At 69.0% G+C, this 18,131-nt stretch carries 14 protein-coding genes; 12 read left to right on the top strand and 2 right to left on the bottom strand.

The window, feature by feature from the left end:
• Positions 1-106: 106 nt before the first annotated feature.
• A complete protein-coding gene (locus QME70_00005) occupies positions 107-1,303 on the bottom strand; it encodes a saccharopine dehydrogenase NADP-binding domain-containing protein (GenBank protein ID MDI6892986.1) in 1,197 nt (398 codons plus the stop codon).
• Positions 1,304-1,632: 329 nt separating this feature from the next.
• Here QME70_00005 and QME70_00010 point away from each other — a divergent pair, with 329 nt between their 5' ends.
• The gene (locus tag QME70_00010; GenBank protein MDI6892987.1) at positions 1,633-3,471 is read left to right on the top strand and encodes a sigma 54-interacting transcriptional regulator; all 1,839 of its coding nucleotides are present in this window, start codon (positions 1,633-1,635) and stop codon (positions 3,469-3,471) included.
• Positions 3,472-3,474: 3 nt separating this feature from the next.
• The gene (locus QME70_00015) at positions 3,475-4,629 is read left to right on the top strand and encodes a saccharopine dehydrogenase C-terminal domain-containing protein (GenBank protein MDI6892988.1); all 1,155 of its coding nucleotides are present in this window, start codon (positions 3,475-3,477) and stop codon (positions 4,627-4,629) included.
• Positions 4,630-4,732: 103 nt separating this feature from the next.
• Here the strand turns inward: QME70_00015 and QME70_00020 are convergent, their stop codons facing one another.
• Entirely contained in the window at positions 4,733-6,043 is a 1,311-nt protein-coding gene (locus QME70_00020; protein MDI6892989.1) for a PucR family transcriptional regulator ligand-binding domain-containing protein, read from the bottom strand.
• Between the two features lie 354 nt (positions 6,044-6,397).
• Between QME70_00020 and QME70_00025 the strand changes: the two genes are divergently transcribed.
• The 10 genes from QME70_00025 to hutH all read left to right on the top strand — a co-directional run bounded on the left by QME70_00025 (position 6,398) and on the right by hutH (position 18,103).
• Positions 6,398-7,990: an ABC transporter substrate-binding protein gene (locus tag QME70_00025; GenBank protein ID MDI6892990.1), complete on the top strand. Its 1,593-nt coding sequence runs from the start codon at positions 6,398-6,400 to the stop codon at positions 7,988-7,990.
• 98 nt (positions 7,991-8,088) lie between these two features.
• Positions 8,089-9,273: a DUF917 domain-containing protein gene (locus QME70_00030; protein MDI6892991.1), complete on the top strand. Its 1,185-nt coding sequence runs from the start codon at positions 8,089-8,091 to the stop codon at positions 9,271-9,273.
• 105 nt (positions 9,274-9,378) lie between these two features.
• Positions 9,379-10,506: a DUF917 domain-containing protein gene (locus QME70_00035; GenBank protein ID MDI6892992.1), complete on the top strand. Its 1,128-nt coding sequence runs from the start codon at positions 9,379-9,381 to the stop codon at positions 10,504-10,506.
• A 122-nt stretch (positions 10,507-10,628) separates the two neighbouring features.
• On the top strand, positions 10,629-11,024 hold the full coding sequence (locus QME70_00040) for an ABC transporter ATP-binding protein (protein MDI6892993.1): 396 nt from the start codon (positions 10,629-10,631) through the stop codon (positions 11,022-11,024).
• A 99-nt stretch (positions 11,025-11,123) separates the two neighbouring features.
• Positions 11,124-12,332, top strand: a complete 1,209-nt coding sequence (locus QME70_00045; GenBank protein ID MDI6892994.1) for an N-acetylmuramoyl-L-alanine amidase — start codon at positions 11,124-11,126, stop codon at positions 12,330-12,332.
• Between the two features lie 141 nt (positions 12,333-12,473).
• Positions 12,474-13,061: a folate family ECF transporter S component gene (locus tag QME70_00050; GenBank protein ID MDI6892995.1), complete on the top strand. Its 588-nt coding sequence runs from the start codon at positions 12,474-12,476 to the stop codon at positions 13,059-13,061.
• A 3-nt stretch (positions 13,062-13,064) separates the two neighbouring features.
• A complete protein-coding gene (locus QME70_00055; GenBank protein ID MDI6892996.1) occupies positions 13,065-13,871 on the top strand; it encodes a methyltransferase domain-containing protein in 807 nt (268 codons plus the stop codon).
• Between the two features lie 97 nt (positions 13,872-13,968).
• Positions 13,969-15,234 carry a pitrilysin family protein gene (locus tag QME70_00060; GenBank protein MDI6892997.1) on the top strand — a complete coding sequence of 422 codons (1,266 nt, stop codon included), beginning with the start codon at positions 13,969-13,971 and terminating at the stop codon, positions 15,232-15,234.
• Positions 15,231-16,520, top strand: coding sequence for a pitrilysin family protein (locus QME70_00065; protein MDI6892998.1), 1,290 nt, complete (start codon positions 15,231-15,233; stop codon positions 16,518-16,520). The genes QME70_00060 and QME70_00065 overlap by 4 nt, the downstream gene beginning before the upstream one ends.
• A 56-nt stretch (positions 16,521-16,576) precedes the next feature.
• A complete protein-coding gene (gene hutH, locus QME70_00070; GenBank protein MDI6892999.1) occupies positions 16,577-18,103 on the top strand; it encodes a histidine ammonia-lyase in 1,527 nt (508 codons plus the stop codon).
• Positions 18,104-18,131: the final 28 nt, after the last annotated feature.

Genomic DNA, 18,131 nt, shown 5'->3' on the forward strand with positions numbered 1-18,131 from the left:
TTCTGGTGATGTTCACCTCGGGCGTTCTCGGAGGTGGGCGCTATTTGACGCTTACGGGTTGTCGCCCGGGTGGCCGCCGCGCAGGGTGCTGCTGGGGGGAGGTTTGTTACATCTGGCTGACCACTTTCTTTTGCACCCAGACGTACCAGCCCCGCGCCTTGAGGCGGGGGAAGAAGGGCTCCGGGTCGAGCTGCTCGGGCACCAGCACCCCCCGCCGGGTGATGTGGCCCTCGGCCATGAGCTCCACACCCACCACCGCGGGGATGGCCGTTTGCCACACGGTGGCGTTCACCCCATGCTGACGGAAGACTTCCTCGTGGTCCAGCAGGTTGTACAGGAAGTACTCCGCCGGCAGCCCGTTCTCGGTGCCGCGCACCAGGGTGCCCACGCACATGTGACCCTTGATGCGGCCCCCCAGTTCCGCCGGTTTGGGAAGGAGGGCGGTCACCACATCGCGGGGTGCCACCAGGGCATCGCCCACCCGGATGGGATCCTTGCTGTGCAGGCCCAGCATGCGCAGCACCTTGAGCACTTCCACGTAGCCGGGGTCGAGGGCGTACTTGAAGTCCACGTACCGCAGCCCCTTTCCGATGTGCAGGGGGAGGGTGCCCACGTCCTCGTGGGGCACGGACCGCACCACCAGGGGACCCACGGGCGGAGGGAAGTCGAATGTCTCCACTCCTGTCTCCAGGGGTTCTCCCAGCACGTACTCGCCGTCCCGGTAGATGTACGAGGGCTGCAGGCATTCCTCGATGGAGGTGTCGGGCGAGAAGTAGATGGCCAGCCGGTACCCTTCCGCCACGGAGCGGTCGCCGTCACGGATCATGATGGCCTCCACCGTGTCCATACGGTCGGCCGCCCAGCGGGCGAACAACCCGGTGGCGCCCGGGTCCACGCCCAGGCAGAGGATGGCTGTGAGGCCGGCTTCCCGGAAGCGCCCGTCGTACTCCAGCTGCTGCCAGATGGTCACCCGGCCGGGCAGGTTGACGGGACCGTCGGAGGCCATGTCCAGGTAGTGACATCCCGCCTCCAGGCACGCCTCCATCACCACCAGGTTGAAGCGGGGTATGGCGGCGTTGACCACCAGGTGGAGCCCGGACATGGCCTCCCGGACCTGCTGCCGGTCAGCGGCATTCACCCTTACGGCGGTGGCGCGGTCCCCCAGCCCGGCGGCCACCTGCCGTGCCCGGTCGTGGTCCACGTCGCCCACCGCCAGCCTGCCGACGGCGGGCGAGCGCGCCAGCTCGCGGGCGATCACCGTGCCCACCCCGCCCGCCCCCAGTATCAGGACGTCGAACCCCATGATGTTTCCTCCTCCGATAGTGAGATGTCTGCCCAGGGTGGTGCGCAAGGTCCGTGCCAGAGGAACTCCCGGGCGCCATACGGCCCGGGTGAGAGAGACCGTGTGCGAGATACGCCCTGGCACCAGAGGGATTACGGGGGGTTGGGCCGGGGGGGGGGGGGGCCAGCCCCCATGGCAGGCGAGTCTGTTCTCAGGTATGATAATCGCAGTCGTGCGATCGCGCTTGGCCGCGTAGTGATGAGAACGGCCGGGCCCACCGCAGGGCGGTGGCGAGTGGTCACGAGGACGGGCGAGGCGACCGCGGGGCGGGGCCGAGGGGGGTGAAGATGGTGTCCGAGCTGTGGTCGATAAGGGTGACGTGCCAGCAGCTGGCCGAGGTCATATCGGCCGCTTTCGGCGTGGAAGCGGAAATCGTGGACGACGAGCTACGCATAGTCGCCGGGGTGGGGAAGGACGTGGGGCGGGTGGGCCAGCACCGGGAGGGGGGTGATCCCGGCGCCGGGTACCTGTACGGGCGGGTGCTCCGGACCATGCGGCCGGAGATCGTGACGGACGCGTCCTCGGATCCCACCTACGACCCTTCGGTGTTGCGGGGCGAGACCGAGGAGCTGGCGGAAATATGCTGCCCCATCCTTCTGGACGGTCAGGCCCTGGGCGTGCTGGCCATGGCCGCCATGACCCCGGCGCAGAAAGCCATCCTGATGGAGAGACCGCAGCAGATGCTGGCCTTCCTGGGCAAGGTGGCGGACCTCTTGGCCAGCAAGGTCTCGGAGCTCAGGCACCACTCCCTGCTGCAACTCCAGACCCTGCGCCTGGAGGCCATGGTGGACACCCTGGTGGAGGGGGTGATAGCCGTCGACGACCGGGGCCGGGTTACCCACTGCAACCGGGCGGCCCGCCGCATCCTGCGCCTGGGGGACAGATCCCCCGTGGGCCTTCCTCTCGAGAGCGTCTGGCCGGGTGCTCCCCTGCTGAAGCTGCTGGAAGGACAGCCTGCCTACCTGGAAAGGGAAGAGGTATTTGCCGCGGGCAAGGGCGAGGTCCACCTGCTGGTGTCGGCGGTGCCCATCGCCGCAGGGGGCAGGACCATGGGCGTGGTGGCCTCCTTCCGGGACATGCGGGACGTCCACCGGCTGGTGTACAACATGTCCCAGCCCTTCCAGCCCTGTACCTTCGAGGACATCATAGGAGCCAGCGAAGCTCTGGCCCGGGTCAAGGAGCAGGCGCGACGGGCGGCGGTGGGAAACGCGCCGGTCCTCATCACGGGGGAGACGGGAACGGGGAAGGAGATGTTCGCCCGCGCCATCCACGGGGCCGGGGCCCGCTCCGCGCGGCCCTTCGTGAGCGTGAACTGCGGGGCCATTCCCGAACCCCTCCTGGAGAGCGAGCTCTTCGGCTACGAAGCCGGTGCCTTTACGGGCGCCCGCAAGGAGGGCAAGCCCGGGAAGTTCGAGCTGGCCCACCGCGGGACCATTTTCCTGGACGAGGTGGGCGATCTCCCCCTGCACATGCAGGTGAAGCTCCTCCACGCCCTGCAGAACCGCTGGATCGAGAGGGTGGGCGGGGTGAGGGCGGTGCCGGTGGACGTGCGGGTGATCGCCGCCACCAACCGGGACCTGGAGGCCATGTTGCGCCAGGGGGAGTTCCGTGAGGACCTCTACTTCCGGCTCAGCGTCATTCCCCTGCACATCCCGCCCCTGCGGGAGCGCCAGGGGGACATCCCGTTGCTGGTACACCACTTCGTGGCCAAGCACACGGCCAGGCTGGGCCGGCCGCCGCTGGAGGTGGGCCCCCAGGCTCTGGAGCTGCTGCGCAGTTACCCCTGGCCGGGAAACGTGCGGGAGCTGGAGAATGTGATCGAATACGCCGTCAACATGGAGGCGGGTCCGGCCATCACCGGCCAGAGCCTTCCCCTCCGGATAGGGGGGTCCGGGGGGAGCGGAGCGGCGGTGTCCGGCGGTCGCCTGCAGGAGGAGGTCGAGCGGCTGGAGCGCGATCTCATCGGGCAGGCCCTCCGCCTGTATCCAGAGCGCACGCAGGAGAGCAGGAAGAAGGCGGCCAGCCTGCTGGGCATCAGCCCGGCCACGCTGTACCGCAAGATGCAGAAGTACGACCTGGAGGGCGGCAGGCAGGCGCCCCCCGGTGAAGACCAGAGTGCGGAGGGATGAACGGTGAGGATTCTGGTGGTGGGCGGGGCGGGGGCCATGGCGAGGGTCACCATCCGGGACCTGCTGGCCGATGCTGAGGTGGAGGCGGTGATCGCGGCCGACCGGGACGGGCCTGCCCTGGCGCAACTCCGTTCCGTCGTGGACGATCACCGCCTCGTTGTGGAGCAGATCGACGTGAGAGACGAGGCGGGCCTGGTTGTGCTGATGAAGAGAGCGGACGTAACCGTCAACGCCACCTGGTATCGGTTCAACCTGGTGGTCATGGGGGCGGCCATCAAGGCGCGCGTGCCCCTCATCGACCTCGGGGGCCTCTACCACATGACGCGCAGGCAGCTGGCCATGGACCCGCAGGTCAGGGAGGCCGGCATCCTGGTGATCCCGGGGATGGGCTCGGATCCGGGCACCTCGAACGTGCTGTGCCGGTGGGCTGCCGGCAGGCTGGACCGGGTGCGCGAGATCCACATCCGGTACGGGTCGACCGCGGGCGGGCAGACCTTCGGCTTCGCGGCCAGCACCGTCCTGGATGAGGCCAGCCGGCCCGCCGTGGTGGTCAGGCACGGGCAGGTGGTGGAGGCACCGCCCCTCTCCGATCCCGAGGAGGTCCGGTTTGATCCCCGCCTGGGCCATCTCACCACCTATACCATCCTCCATTCCGAACTGGCCACCGTTCCCCGCAGCATTCCCGGCCTGCAGGAGATGACCTACAAGGACTCCTGGGATGCCGCCGCCATCGCCAGGGTGCGGGCCCTGGTGGAGCTGGGTCTGGCGTCCGAGGAGCCTGTCGCCACCCCCTGGGGCATGGTGGCCCCTAGGGACGTGCTCCTGGGCATGCTGCGCCACACCTTGCGGGAAGAGGAGCCTTCACCGGGGTGGGACGAGCTCCTGGTGAGAGCGGTGGGCACAAGGGACGGGGTCGAAACCGAGGTGAGGGTGGAGGTGGTCTCCGCCGGCGACCTGGAAGGGAACGTCACCGGGCTGGCTTACCTCACCGGGGTTCCCCCGGCCATCGTGGCCCGCATGGTGGCCAGGGGCGAGGTGAAGGGAGCGGGAGTGCTGCCCCCGGAAGTGTGCGTGCCTCCCGAACCCTACCTGCGGGAGCTGTCCCGGCGCCGGGTCGAGATATTCGAGACGGTACGGGCCCGGCGGCGGATTCCCTGAGACGGTCGCCCCAGTGGCGAGAGGGCGGACATGGTCGTCCTGTCGGACGACATCTACACCGTACCGCGCGACAAGATCAAGGACATCCGGGTGGTGGCCACCATCAGGGCAGGCCGGCCCGCGTGGGGCGATCTGCAGGCGGCACTGCCCTCGCCCCCGCCCGGTGTCTCTCTTCCAGGACGCGGTGGGCCTTGACGGCGAAGGCGAGAGAGACCAGGCGTTCTCCTTCGAAGGCGGGCAGCCGGACGATCTCCCTGATGCGCTTGAGGCGATACTTCAGGGAGTTCCGGTGTACGAAGAGCCGGGCCGCTGCCCTCTCCAGATGGCATCCGCTGTCGAGGTACACTTCCAGGGTATGCACCAGCTGGGAGCCTCGCCTGCGGTCGTATTCGATCAGGGGGCCGATCTCCTCTCTCACGAAGCGCTCCAGCTCGGCCTCCGGCCCGATCCGCGCCAGCAGCCGGTGCATGGCCAGATCCTGGTAGAAGACGGTGCGGTTGCCTCCCCCCAGGGTCCGCCCCACCGCCAGGGCATCCTGGGCCGCGGCGAAGCTCTCCGCGATCTGGGAGGGGCGGGTGCACAGGAGCCCTATGCCGAGCGAGACGGTGAGGCCGGGGAGAATGGGGCTGACGGCTTCCCGCACCCGGGCGGCGAGATTCGTCACCGTGGCCCGCACGTCCCCGGGCAGGGGGTGGGGGTACGACGGCTCGGCGACTGGGAGCCCGCCATCGGGCAGCCGGGCCACGATCACCACGCTGTCGCTGCGGGGAGCCACCAGGTGGTCACCAGGCAGCCTCCTGCGGACCGTCCCGGTCACCACCTCCAGGAAGCGGTTCTTCAACTCCTGGATGGCCTGCTCGGAAAGCCGCCCGGACAGGCAGTACGACTGAAAATCATCGATGTCGACGATGAGTACGGTGTGCTTTCCCTCCGGCCGCCAGCCCAGGTACCGGGCCCTCTGCCCGATCACCTCCTCGGTCAGGGCACCCTGCAGCAGGTCCTCCAGGAAGTCCTGGCGGCTGCGGCGGCGGGTGAACACGGCCTCCAGCACCGGGGTGATGATGTCGATGTAGCTGGCGCCCTCGGGGATCTCGATGATGGGGAAGTCGCAGGCCTCTGCCACCTGCAGCACTTCCGCAGGGGTACCTTTGAGGAAGCTCTGGGTGTCCAGCACCAGCCCCGCCGCTCCGTGCCCGGCCAGGTAGCGAATCAGGTCCTGCTGGGCCGGCGGGTTGTTCCTGATGGCGTAGAAGCTGGTCAGGTACAGGATGTTGGGTCGCACCCAGGGCCGGATGTCCGGCATCTCGATCACGTCCACGTGCTCGATGAGCCTCCCCAGCCCCCGGCGGCCGGCCAGCACTCGGGCCCGTCCCAGCTTGCCTATGTGCAGCGCTTCCATTACGGTGATGGACATGCATGTCCCCTCTGCCATGATTCGCACCCGTCTGCCTGCCTTCCTGTTCAATAGCGACAATCTTCCGGCCGCAACTTTGTCCCTAGGGGAGAAGAGGAGGGGAGGGAAGAGGGGCGGGTGCGCCGAATCCGTAACTCCCGAGCAGGTTACCCGCCGGGTCCCCCGCAGTCGGACCGGTTGTCGGCACAGGCTCCCCATATACACAGAGGGCCGGCCGCACCGGCGAGTGTCCGGCGCGGGGATAGAGCGGAGGTAGCCGGGCACCTATGAGGGGATCGGTGGGACCTCAGAGTGAGCCGGGCCGTAGGGAGGCCCGGCCACTCTCAAAGTGGGGATAGACACGACAAGGGGGGGATGACGGTGAAGACCTGGAGAAGATGGGTGAGCCTGGTGGCGGTCATGTTCCTGTCCCTTTCCCTGCTGGCCGCCTGCAGCAAGCCGGCCGCCAAGGAACCGGCGAAGCCGCAGGTGGCCGTGTATGCCAACTCCAGCGAGGTCATGGTGTTCTGGGATCCCAGCGACAGTTTCTCGAACGAAATCATCGCCATGAACACCATGTATGAGACCCTGCTCCGCTATGACCCCGTTGACGACAAGTTCCTTCCGGTGCTGGCCACCGACTACTCCAAGTCGACGGACGGGCTGGAGTGGACCTTCCACATCCGCAAGGGGGTGAAGTTCCACACCGGCAACCCCATGGATGCCGTGGCGGTGAAGTACTCCATCGAGCGCACCATCAAGCGGGGCAAGGGGGCGTCCTTCATATGGGATGCGGTGGATAAGATCGAGACGCCCGACCAGTATACGGTGGTGTTCAGGCTGAAATACCCCGCACCCATGGACATCGTGGTCTCCTCGGGCTATGGTGCCTTCGTCTTCGACCCCCAGGCCGTGCAGCAGCACGGGGAGGACTGGTTCGCGGCCGGGCACGAGGCGGGCACCGGGCCCTACATGCTGGAGAGCTACGACAAGGCCGCCGACCTGGTGCTCACCAGGTTCCCGGACTACTGGCGCGGTTGGGAGGGGAAGCACTTCGACAAGGTGGTCTTCAAGCAGGTGACTGAGCCCACCACCCGGCGGCAGATGATCGAGGCCGGGCAGGCGGACTACGCCAACCAGCTGCCCCTGGATCAGATCGCCGACCTGAAGCAGAACCCCAGGGTGCGCATCGCGGTGACGCCCTCCTTCCAGAATCTCCTGGGGATGCTCAACACGGCCAAGAAGCCCCTGAGCAATCCGGACGTGCGGCGCGCCATTTCTTACGCGGTGCCGTACCAGGACATCATCTCTTCGGTCATGCTGGGGTATGCCTTCCAGGCGCGGGGTCCCGTGCCCAAGGGATTGTGGGGTCACTCCGACCAGGTTCCGCAGTACACCTATGACCCGGACAAGGCCAGGGCCCTGCTGGAGAAGGCCGGGTACGGCAAGGGCGGCTTCAAGCTGCTGCTCACCTACACCAGCGGTGACGAGCAGGAGCGCCGGGTGGCGGAACTGCTGAAGGCTTCACTGGTCAAGCTGGGCATCGACCTGGAGATCCGGGTGATGAACTGGGAGCAGCAGTGGGATCTGGCCAAGAACCCCGACCCGAACAAGCGCCAGGACATCCTGCTCTTTTACTGGTGGCCCGACTACGCCGACCCGTACAGCTTCCTGGTCAACCTGTTCCACTCGGAGCCGGAAGTGGTGTTCAACCTGAGTTACTACAAGAATCCCGACTATGACCGGCTCATCGAGGAAGGCCACCGGGTTTCCGGCATCGACCGGCAGCAGGCCATCGCCAAGTACGTGGAGGCGCAGAAGGCCCTGGTGGACGATGCCGGCGCCCTGTTCCTGTACGACCAGCAATACGTGCGGCCGCTGGCGGCGTCGCTGCAGGGCTTCGTCGACAACCCGGCTTACCCCCACGTGGTCTGGTGGTACGACTGCTACCGCGAGGAGGCCAAATAGGGCCGCTCGGGCTCTGATAGCAGAACGGGTGTAATGGCGGGGCGGGGTCGACCCCCGCTGCTGGCGGGGCTGGCGCCGCCCCTCTGGGGGGTGAGGTGTTGCGCAAACTCGAGATGAGCGAGGTCAGGGACATGCTGGAGGGCTGCGCCCTCCTCTCCACCGGCGGGGGAGGAGACCCGGCCCGGGGCTGGGAGATGATCAGGCGTGAGTATGAGGCCGGGCGCAGCTTCCTGCTGGCCTCGCTGGAAGAGTTACCCGATGATGGCACCACGTGCTCGGTGTATTACACGGGGTCGACCGCGCCGAAGAGTCCGGAGTTGGTGGTCCGGTTCGCCGGGCTGCCCCGGCCCGAGGACCCGCCCCCCTACCTGGCCCTGCGGGCCCTCGAGCGCCACCTGGGCCGCGCGTTCGCCGCCCTGGTGTCCATCGAGTACGGGGGCCTGAACACGGCGGTGGCCGTGGCCATGGCGGCGCGGGCGGGAATACCCCTCCTGGACGCCGACGGCGCCGGCCGGGCGGTACCGGACCTGCAGTTTTCCACTTACTACCTGAAGGGATTGCCCATCCACCCGCTGGCGGTGTGCACCAATTACGGGGAGACGGCCGTGCTGGAGGACGTGGTGGACGATTTCCGGGCCGAGGACCTGGTGCGCGCGCTGGCGGTGGCCAGCGGCGGACTGGTCGCCACCGCGGATCACCCCGCCCGGGTGGCCGACCTGCGCCAGGGCGGGGTGATCCCGGGGGCGCTCAGCCGGGCCATGGCGGTGGGCAGGGCGCGCCGGCAGGCGGGAGAAGCCGGCAGGGACCCCGTGGAGGCGGTGGCGGAGGCAGGCGGGGGCGAGGTGCTCTTCCGGGGGGTGGTGAGAGCGGATCCCCGGTGGGAAGACAGAGAGGGCTTCCTGTTCGGAGAAATGGAGATCGAGGGGACCGGTGCCTGGGCGGGCAGCTCTTACCGCATCTGGTTCAAGAACGAGAACGTGATCTCGTGGAGGGACGGCCGCGTGGATGTCACCGTGCCGGACCTGATTTGCGTGTCGCGCGGGGAAGACGGGGGACCCGTCCTCAATCCCCACGCGCCCCCAGGGACCGAGGTGGCGGTACTGGGCTTCCCGGCTCCCGAGGAATGGCTGAGCGAGCGGGGCCTGGCCATCCTGGTGCCGCGCTTCTTCGGCTTCGAGGTGGAGTGGGATGCCGGGCGTTTCCCCGGCCGGTGCCCGCCAGCGCAGGACCACCGCAGCGACGTGAGAGCGAGTGCTGCGGAGCAGGGGGCCGGCCCCGTGTAGCCCCGGCCCTTCGGCGGTGCCGGTCCGTGTGCGGCCGTGAGAAAGGCAACTGCCCGTCCGGCGGCGTGAGCCGCGCAGCCGGCGGGCGGGGGTGGGGGGAAAGCAGTGCAGAAGCTCGATTGGGAAGACATCCAGGACCTGCTGCTGGGCTGTGCGGCCCTGGCCACCGGGGGTGGGGGCCGGCTGGAGAGCGGGCTGTCCCTGGCTCGCGCCTGCTGGGAACGGTGGGGTCCGGTGACCATGGCCGATCTGGACGATCTCGGGGAAGACGACCTGGTGGTTTCACCCTACTTCGTGGGGGCGGTCTCGCCCGCCGCGGAAGAGGGCCGGGAGGATACCCGTCGGCTGGAGACATATGAGCCACTGCTGGCCAGCCAGGCCCTGGAGCGGTTCCTGGGCAGGCCCGTGGCGGCGGTGGTGGCCACCGAGCTGGGGGGCGGGAACACCGCCGCCGCCGTGGCCGTGGCCCTCATGATGGACCGTCCCCTGGTGGATGCCGACCCCGCCGGCCGGGCGGTGCCGGAGCTGTTCCACTCCACCTTCTACCTGGACGGGGTGCCCATCGCGCCCTTCGCCCTGGCCAGCTCGATGGGCGACCTGGCCATCGTGGAGAGGGTGGGGGACGATTTCCGGGCGGAGGCCGTCGCGCGGGCCTTCGCCGTGGCCAGCGGCGACCGGGCGGGCGTGGCCGACCACCCCGTGCCGGCGGGCGTGGCGCGACGCTCCCTCCTTCGGGGTACTCTGGGCAGAGCGCGGGAAGTGGGGGCCGCCTTGCGGGGCGCGCGGCGGAGCGGTGCCGACCCGGCGGCGGCAGCCGCGCGGGCCGGTGGGGGTAGGGTGATCTTCCGCGGTACGGTGGCGGAAGACAGCACGTTCCGTATCGCCGGCGGTCTTACCCAGGGCGAGGTGAGGGTGGCCGGGCGGGGTACCTACCGGGGGAGGACCATGGCGGTCCAGTTCCGGAACGAGCACATGGTGGCCAGGCTGGACGGAGCGGTGGTGGCCACCGTTCCCGACCTCATATCGTTGCTCGCCGAACACGGAGGGGCTCCGGTCCTGAACCCCGTCATCCCGGCCGGCCTGGAGGTGGCGGTGGTGGCGTTTCCGGCGCCGGACAGGTGGCGCACGAGCCGCGGCCTGGAAATATTCGGGCCCCGCTACCTGGGGTTGGACGAAGAGTACGTCCCCGTGGAGGAACGGTGCCGCCTGCACGGCCTGGGAGAAGCCGGTTGAGCGCTGCCAAAGGGCGGCACGGCCTGGAGGGGCTGGCTAAGCGCCCCCTACCAGTGGCTCCTCTACTCGGGGGTATACGAACAGGCCACGTCGGCCAACGAACGCCTGCGCTACCTGTGCCTGTGCGGCATGACCGCCGACCACTGGCCGACCTGCAGGCCAGGCTGGGGCTCTCCTACCTCCTGATCTCCCACGACATCGCCGTGGTGGAGCACATGTGCGACCGCGTCGGGGTGATGTACCTGGGGGTCCTGGTCGAGACCGGACCGGTCGAAAAGGTGCTGGGCCGGCCCCTGCACCCTTACACCCAGGCCCTCATTGGCGCGGTGCCCGTCCCCGACCCCCACAGGCGAACCATGGGGACTCCCCTCGAGGGTGACGTGCCCGACCCCTCCTCTCCGCCCCCTGGATGCCGCTTCTGGCCCCGCTGCCTGCGGGCTGAAGACGGGTGCCGTCGCGAAGTACCCGTCCTCCGTCTCTTTGAACCCGATCACGAGGTGGCCTGCCACCTGGCGTGACTGTCGGCTTTCCCCCGCGGCGGGTGGTGCGGAGTCGCCGGGCGCCCCTTCCTGCTTTGCTTCATAAGCTGGTGGGGAGAGGAGTATGGGGGGACGCGCATGAACGCCACCGTCGTGGTACGTAACAGGGCATCGATTCCGGTTCCTGCCGATTCAATTGCTGCCTGGCGGGCTGTCTGCCAGGCTCTTGGGCACCGGCTCTTATGGGACGAGGCCGGCGGGATCCTGCACGTCGATTCCCATCTGGACGGGTGGACGGTGGTCCTCGACCCCGCCCACGGGGGAGGTGACCGGGGCGGCCGCGGGCCCGCCGGTCACTGCGAGGCGGATTTCGTTCTCGACGTCGCCCTGCGCGCCGCACCCCATTTCTCCCGGTTGGGGGCGTATGTGGTGCTTACCAGGGACCGGGATCATGCCGTTTCCCTGGCGGACAGGGTGGCTGCCGCAAGGGGCGGGGCCCGGAGCCTGTTCATTTCCCTGCACACCAGCCCTTGCACCGGTGAACACCGGGTTGAGGTGGTGCATCATCTGGCCGGTTGGCCCCGGGCCGGGCAGATGGCCACCCATCTGGCCCGCTGGCTGAGCCGGCAAACCCAGGTGCCCGACCGCGTGCGGTGCTGCCTGCTGCCCGGGTCGGAAGAAGGGTACGGCGCTGTGCTCTGGCGGGCCGGGGCCCGGCCCGCGATGCCGTGGTGCCCGCCGGCGAGGCTGGCCGTGCTGGCGTACCTCGGTTGCCATGGTGACGTGCTGGGCGAAAGCAGGCTGGCCGACCCGGTATACCGGGAGGCATCCGCCCAGGGCCTGGTCCTTGGTGTCCTGGATTTCCTCATGGAATACCCGCTTGAGGAAAGAGGGGGAATGCGCTTGTTGGAACCCGCTGGTTCCTCACCTTTGTTCGCCGGTCTGACACCCGGCGCCCCCGCCCCGGCCGACTCCGCCCCAGCGCCTGCCGCCCCCGGCCTGCCGGCTCCCGCTCCCGCCGGAGCTGCCGCTCCCCCCGCCCATGCAGCGCTCCCCAGCCCCGTCGCTGCTCCCGTCGCGACTCCCGCGGCTGCGTCGCCCGCTACGGGTCCCCCGGCCCCGGCGCCTTCCGTGCCCCGCCCCGCGCCGCCACCGCAGGTCCCGCGCGTGGTGGGCGGCACCGTGCTGGTGCCGGGGACGCCGCCGGCTTATATCTTCGCCGCCCGAGTGACGGGCAGCGTGCAGGTTCCCGCCTTGTGGCCGCCTGCCCAGGCGGGCCGTCCTGGGGCGGGTGTCGTCCCCCAGCCGCCTTCAGGCCAGGTACCCGTGCGGCAGCCCTTCGGCTGACACCGGCGCGCCTACGGCCGTGAGCCGGAAGAGACCGCGTGATCCCGAGTACGCCTGGCCGACCGCGATCAGTGCCAGTTTCCTCGTGGCACGCGGTTGACACGGGGGTTGTCCTCAGCGAGTATATAGGGGATCGGTTTGGTGGAAAGGAGTTGCGCCATGCCTCATGCCACTGGTTCCCGTTCTCGCTCCGTCCTGCCCCTGCGCCTGGTGACCTGGGGGGCGATGCTCATCGCCCTGAGCGTGGTGCTCACCAGGGTGGCCAGCATTCGCATCCCCGTGGGGGGCGTGGAGGCCATCCGCATAGGTTTCGGAGCGCTCCCCATCCTGATGGCGGGGGTCTGGGGCGGTCCCGTTTTCGGATTCATCGTGGGTGCGGTTGCCGACCTGGTGGGTTACGGGATCAACCCCATGGGAGCGTATGCCCCTCTTATCACCCTGGGTTCGGGGATGCTGGGCCTGGTGCCCGGCCTGGTGCTTAAGCTGTGGCCGGGTAGGGAGCCCGGATTGGCGCGGATCGCGGCCGCCGTGGGGGTGGCCCAGGTGCTGGTGGGGATGGTGCTCACACCCTGGTTCCTGCACCTCAGTTTCATGATCCCATACGCCGTCCTGGTCCCTCCCCGCCTGGTGTCCAAACCCCTGGAAATAATCGTGTTCACTCTCATCATCCACCTGGTGTCGGTTCCCCTGGCTCGCCGGGGAACGCTGCCTGCGGTTGCGGGCAGGTGAGCTGTGGAGCATCCCCCGTACAGCCGCTTTGCCACCATCTACGATCAGGTGATGCAGGGTGTGGACTACGAGATGTGGGCCAGGTACGTGGAGGAGTTGCTCCGCGTCCACGACCTCCGCGCGGTCACCCTGGTCGATCTCTGCTGCGGTACGGGGAGCTCCACCATCCCTTTTGCCCGGCGGGGCTACCGGGTGGTGGGAGTCGATCGCTCCCGCCCCATGCTGGAAGTAGCCAGGAAGAAGGCGGCCGGCCTGGGGCTGGACATCCCTTTCGTGGAACAGGACGCCAGCTCCATGGACCTGGATGAGGTGGCGCGGGGCGGGGATCCCCCGCTCGCCCCCGGGGGGTTCGACCTGGTGGTCAGCCTTTTCGACAGCCTGAACTACGTTCCGTCCCTGGACGACCTGGAGGCAGTGTTCGGGCGGGTGGCGCGGGCGTTGCGTCCCGGAGGGGCGTTCATCTTCGACCTGAACAGCCCGGAGAAGCTGGCCACCATGGACAATTCGGTGAGCCTGCTCGAGGGCGACGGGTATGTCCTCTTCTGGCGCAACCGGTTCCTGCCCGCCGAGAGCGTGTGGCAGGTCACCCTGGACGGTTTCCTCCGCCAGGGAGGGGGGTGGGAGAGATTCCGCGAAGTGCACCGGGAGAAGGCGCACCCCCTGGCCGAGGTACGGGAACGCCTGCTGGCAGCCGGCCTGCAGGTATTGGGCCTGTATCACGCGTATACCCTATCACCGGCGCGCCCTGGCGCCGATCGGGTTTTCTTCCTGGCGCGCCGCCCGTCCCGGCGGGGTTCCCGGCGGCGCTGAGCGGTGCTCCGGGGGGCGTGGCGGTTCCGGGCGGGGCTGGGCGTTGCGACGGTGCGGGTGGCGGTCCGGATGGGGCGGGGGGACGGGAGTAGCAGGCATGGCGCGATTCGTCAGTGAGGAACTGGGGCCCGGTGTGCGCTGGCACCATTTCCCCACGGCCAAGTTCAAGGACCTGTCCCTGAGCGTGGCCTGGCGGGTGAACCTGAACCGGGATACGGTTACCAGGGTGGCCCTGGTGCCCTCCGTGCTGCGCCGGGGCACCAGGTCGTTCCCCACTGCCCGGGAACTGGCCCGGCGCTGCGAGGAGCTGTACGGTTGCAGGATCTCCTCCCGGGTATACCGGCTGGGCGAGCAGCAGGTGTGGTGGGTGGGCCTGGACTTCCCTCATCCCCGCTATGTGGGGGAACCGGGGTACCTGGACGGTGTGCTGGGCCTGCTGGCGGAGCTGGTGTGGGAGCCGGTGACGGAGGGAGAGGGATTCCGCCCTGATTACGTGGCGCAGGAACGGGAAGTGCTCCTGCGCGCTCAGCGTGCCCGCTTCAACAACAAGGCATCCTGGGCCAACCTGCGCTGTGTGGAGGAGATGTGCGCCGGGGAGAGGTACGCCCTGCACCCCCTGGGCCGGGAGGAAGACCTGGAGGGGATCGATCCCGGGAACCTGTACGCCACCTACCGCGAGGTGCTGGCAGGCGGGTGGCTGGACATGGTGGCGGTGGGCGACTGGGCATCTGTCCCGGATGGCCTCGCTCCCATGGCCGGGGAGCGGCGCCCCGGGGTACTGGCGCCGGTGGAGGTTAAGCCCGCCCGTCCCGCGGTGCGGGAGGTGGTGGAGCACCAGCCCGTGAGCCAGGCCCGGCTGGTACTGGGGCTGCGCACTACGGTAACCATGGCCGATGGCCTCTTCCCCGCCCTGCTCTTTCTGGACGGCCTGCTCGGCCGTTACGCCCATTCCCGGCTTTTCGTCAACGTCAGGGAGAAGGCTGGCCTGGCGTACTACGCCAGCACCATCCTCGACCCGGTGAAGGGCATCGTCCTCATGGTGGCAGGCATCGATGCCGCAGCCTTCCCCAAGGCACGGGACCTGTCGCTTGCACAGCTGCACGCGCTGCAGCGGGGTGAGATTTCCGATCAGGAGTGGGAGGCCACCTACCGTTCCCTGCGGGCGGAGGTGGCCACCCTGAGCGACGACCCGGGTGGACTGGCCTGGGGGATGATGGAGGGGCTGACGGTGGGGCGGGAGTTCAGCCCCGGCGATCTGGCAGCCGCCGTGGACCGGGTGACGCGGGAGCACGTGGTGGAAGCGGCCCGGCGGGTGCAACCCGATACCGTCTACTTCCTCACCAGCGAGGGGGCCGCATCGTGAACACGCTGGCCGACCTGGGGGAGAAGCTCATCCACCACCGGTGGGAAGACGATCTGGGCGTGTACATACTGCCCCGCCCCGGCTTCGTGCGCAGGTACGCCAGCCTCACCGCCGGATTCGGGTCGGTGGACCTCCACTTTGCTTCTCCCGACGGGCGCACCCGCACCGTCCCCGCAGGGGTGGCCCACTTCCTTGAGCACAAGATGTTCGAGGACCCCGACTCGCCGGTGCTGGACCGCTTCGCCCGCCTGGGTGCTTCCGCCAACGCCTACACGTCCTACGAGGTCACCAGCTACCTTTTCTCGTGTGCCGACTCGTTTTGGGAGGCGCTGGACCTCCTCCTGGGGTTCGTGCAGGAGGCCCGCTTCACTCCGGCCGGGGTGGAAAAGGAGAAGCCCATCATAGAGCAGGAGATCCGCATGGGCCTGGACAGCCCCCACCGCACCATCGTCCAGAACCTCAGGCAGCTTCTCTTCGGGCGGCATCCGGTGCGGGAGGATGTGGCCGGGTCTCTCGAGTCCCTGCGCCAGATCAGCTTCGACGACCTGGAGCTGTGCTACCGTGCCTTTTACCATCCTTCCAACCTGGTCCTCTACGTGGCCGGCGACCTGGAACCCGGGCAGGTCCTCGAACATGTGGATCGTCACATAGCGGGGCGACGACCCGGACCGGCCCCCGGGTACCGGCGCCTGGGGGTCACCGACGATCCCCGGGCCGGGAATGGGGATCAGCCGACAGGCGGGTTCGGTCACGTGGAGAAGCGCATGGCGGTGGCCGTTCCCCTGCTGGCGCTGGGTTTTCGCGATCCCGCCTTCCCCGGGGGAGGGGACATGCGGGGGCGCCTGGCGGGGGAGCTGGCGCTGGAAGTCATCTTCGGCCGGGGCTCCGAGCTCTTCCACCGGCTGTATCAGGAAGGTCTCATCGACGACTCCTTCGCCGCGAGCTACGCCTCCGGGCGCGACTGGGCATTCACCGTGTTCATGGGACGCACGCCCGACCCCGGGAGGCTAGCCGATCATCTCCGGGAGGGATTGGCGGCGGCCCGGCGGAACTGGAGGGAGGAAGACGTCCTGCGCTGCCGTCGGGCCGCCGTGGGGCAGTTCGTCTCCCTGTTCGATTCCCCGGAGGCCCCCGCCTATCTGCTACCTGAACTGCACTTCTACGGCCTGTCCCTGGATGACTACTACCGGACTTTGCAGGTGCTGGACGCCGGCGACGTCGCCACGTACCTGGACCGGGCCCTGGCACCCGAAATGGCCGGTACCTCGACCGTCCTGCCTATGTGACAGCGGGCCGCGTGTGTGGGACGACACCTATGGGCTGAGGGGGGCAGAGAAGCGGCATGGAGACGGTGGTGCTCACCGGGTCTACCCTTACGGCGCTGGAAGTCGAGGGGGTGGCCCGCCGGGGCTGGAAGGTCAAGGTGGGGGAAGAAGCAGCCCGGCGGGTGAAGGCGGCGCGGGACGAGGTGGAGCGCCTCGTCGCCGAGGGGCGCGTGGTATACGGGGTGACCACCGGGTTCGGGCGGCTGGCCGACGTGGCGGTTGCGCCCGACCAGGCAGCCGCCCTGCAGCGCAACCTCATCCGCAGCCATGCCGCCGGGGTGGGTGATCCCCTTCCCGAGGACGTGGTGCGGGCCGCCATGACCCTGCGGGTCAACGCCCTCCTCAAGGGTTACTCGGGCATCCGTCTCGAGGTGCTGGAGACCCTGGTCCAGATGATAAACCGGCGCGTGCACCCGGTGGTGCCGGAAAAGGGATCCGTGGGCGCCAGCGGCGACCTGGCTCCCCTGGCCCACGTGGCCCTGGTGCTGACGGGGGAAGGCGAGGCATTTTACCGGCGGGAGAGATTGCCCGGAGGAGAGGCTCTGCGCCGCGCGGGCATCGAGCCCGTGACACCGGAGGCCAAAGAGGGGCTCGCCCTCATCAACGGCACCCAGGTGATGAGCGCCCTGGGATGCCTGCTGGTGAGCGAAGCCCGCCGGCTGGCGGGCACGGCGGACGTGACCGCCGCGCTCACCCTGGAGGCACTGCGGGGGCAGATCACGGCCTTCCATCCCCTGGTACAGGTGGCGCGTCCCCACCCGGGTCAGGAGGAGGTGGCCCGCAACATCCGGCGCCTCACCGAGGGGAGCACGCTGCTCACCGGCCCGGGAGAGGCGCGCGTCCACGACGCGTACTCATTGCGCTGCATCCCCCAGGTCCACGGGGCCTGCCGCGACGCCCTGGCCCATCTGGCGGAGGTGCTCGAGCGGGAGATCAACTCGGCCACCGACAACCCGCTGGTGTTCCCCGACGAGCGCCTGGTCATCTCCGGCGGCAACTTCCACGGCCAGCCCGTGGCCATGGCCCTGGACTACGCCGGCATTGCCCTGGCCACTTTCGGCGCCATCTCGGAGCGACGGCTGGAGCGCCTGCTCAACCCGGGGCAGAGCGGGCTTCCCGCTTTCCTGACCAGGTCGGGGGGGCTGTGCTCCGGGTTGATGCTGGTCCAGTACACGGCTGCCGCCCTGGTCTCCGAAAACAAGACCCTGGCCCACCCGGCCAGCGTGGACTCCATCCCCACCTCTGCCGGCCAGGAGGACCACGTTTCCATGGGTCCCTGGGCGGCGCGCAAGGCCCGGCGGGTGCTGGGCAACGTGGAGTGGGTGCTGGCGGCCGAACTTCTGGCGGCCGCCCAGGCCGTCGAGTTCCTGGAACCCCGCGGGCTGGGCGCGGGTACCGCCCCCGTGTGGCAGCTCATCCGCCGCCACGTACCCCCCCTGGAGGAAGACCGCCCGCCCGCACCCGACCTGGCCCGGCTGAAGGACCTGGTTTCCGCAGGCGAGATCCTGCGTGCGGCCGAAGAAGCCGTCGGCCCCGTCGCCTGACCACCAGGCGGGCGAGCGCCAATGGCGG

This window comes from Bacillota bacterium, from assembly GCA_030019365.1.
Taxonomy (GTDB): Bacteria; Bacillota; Sulfobacillia; order JACIYH01; family JACIYH01; genus JACIYH01.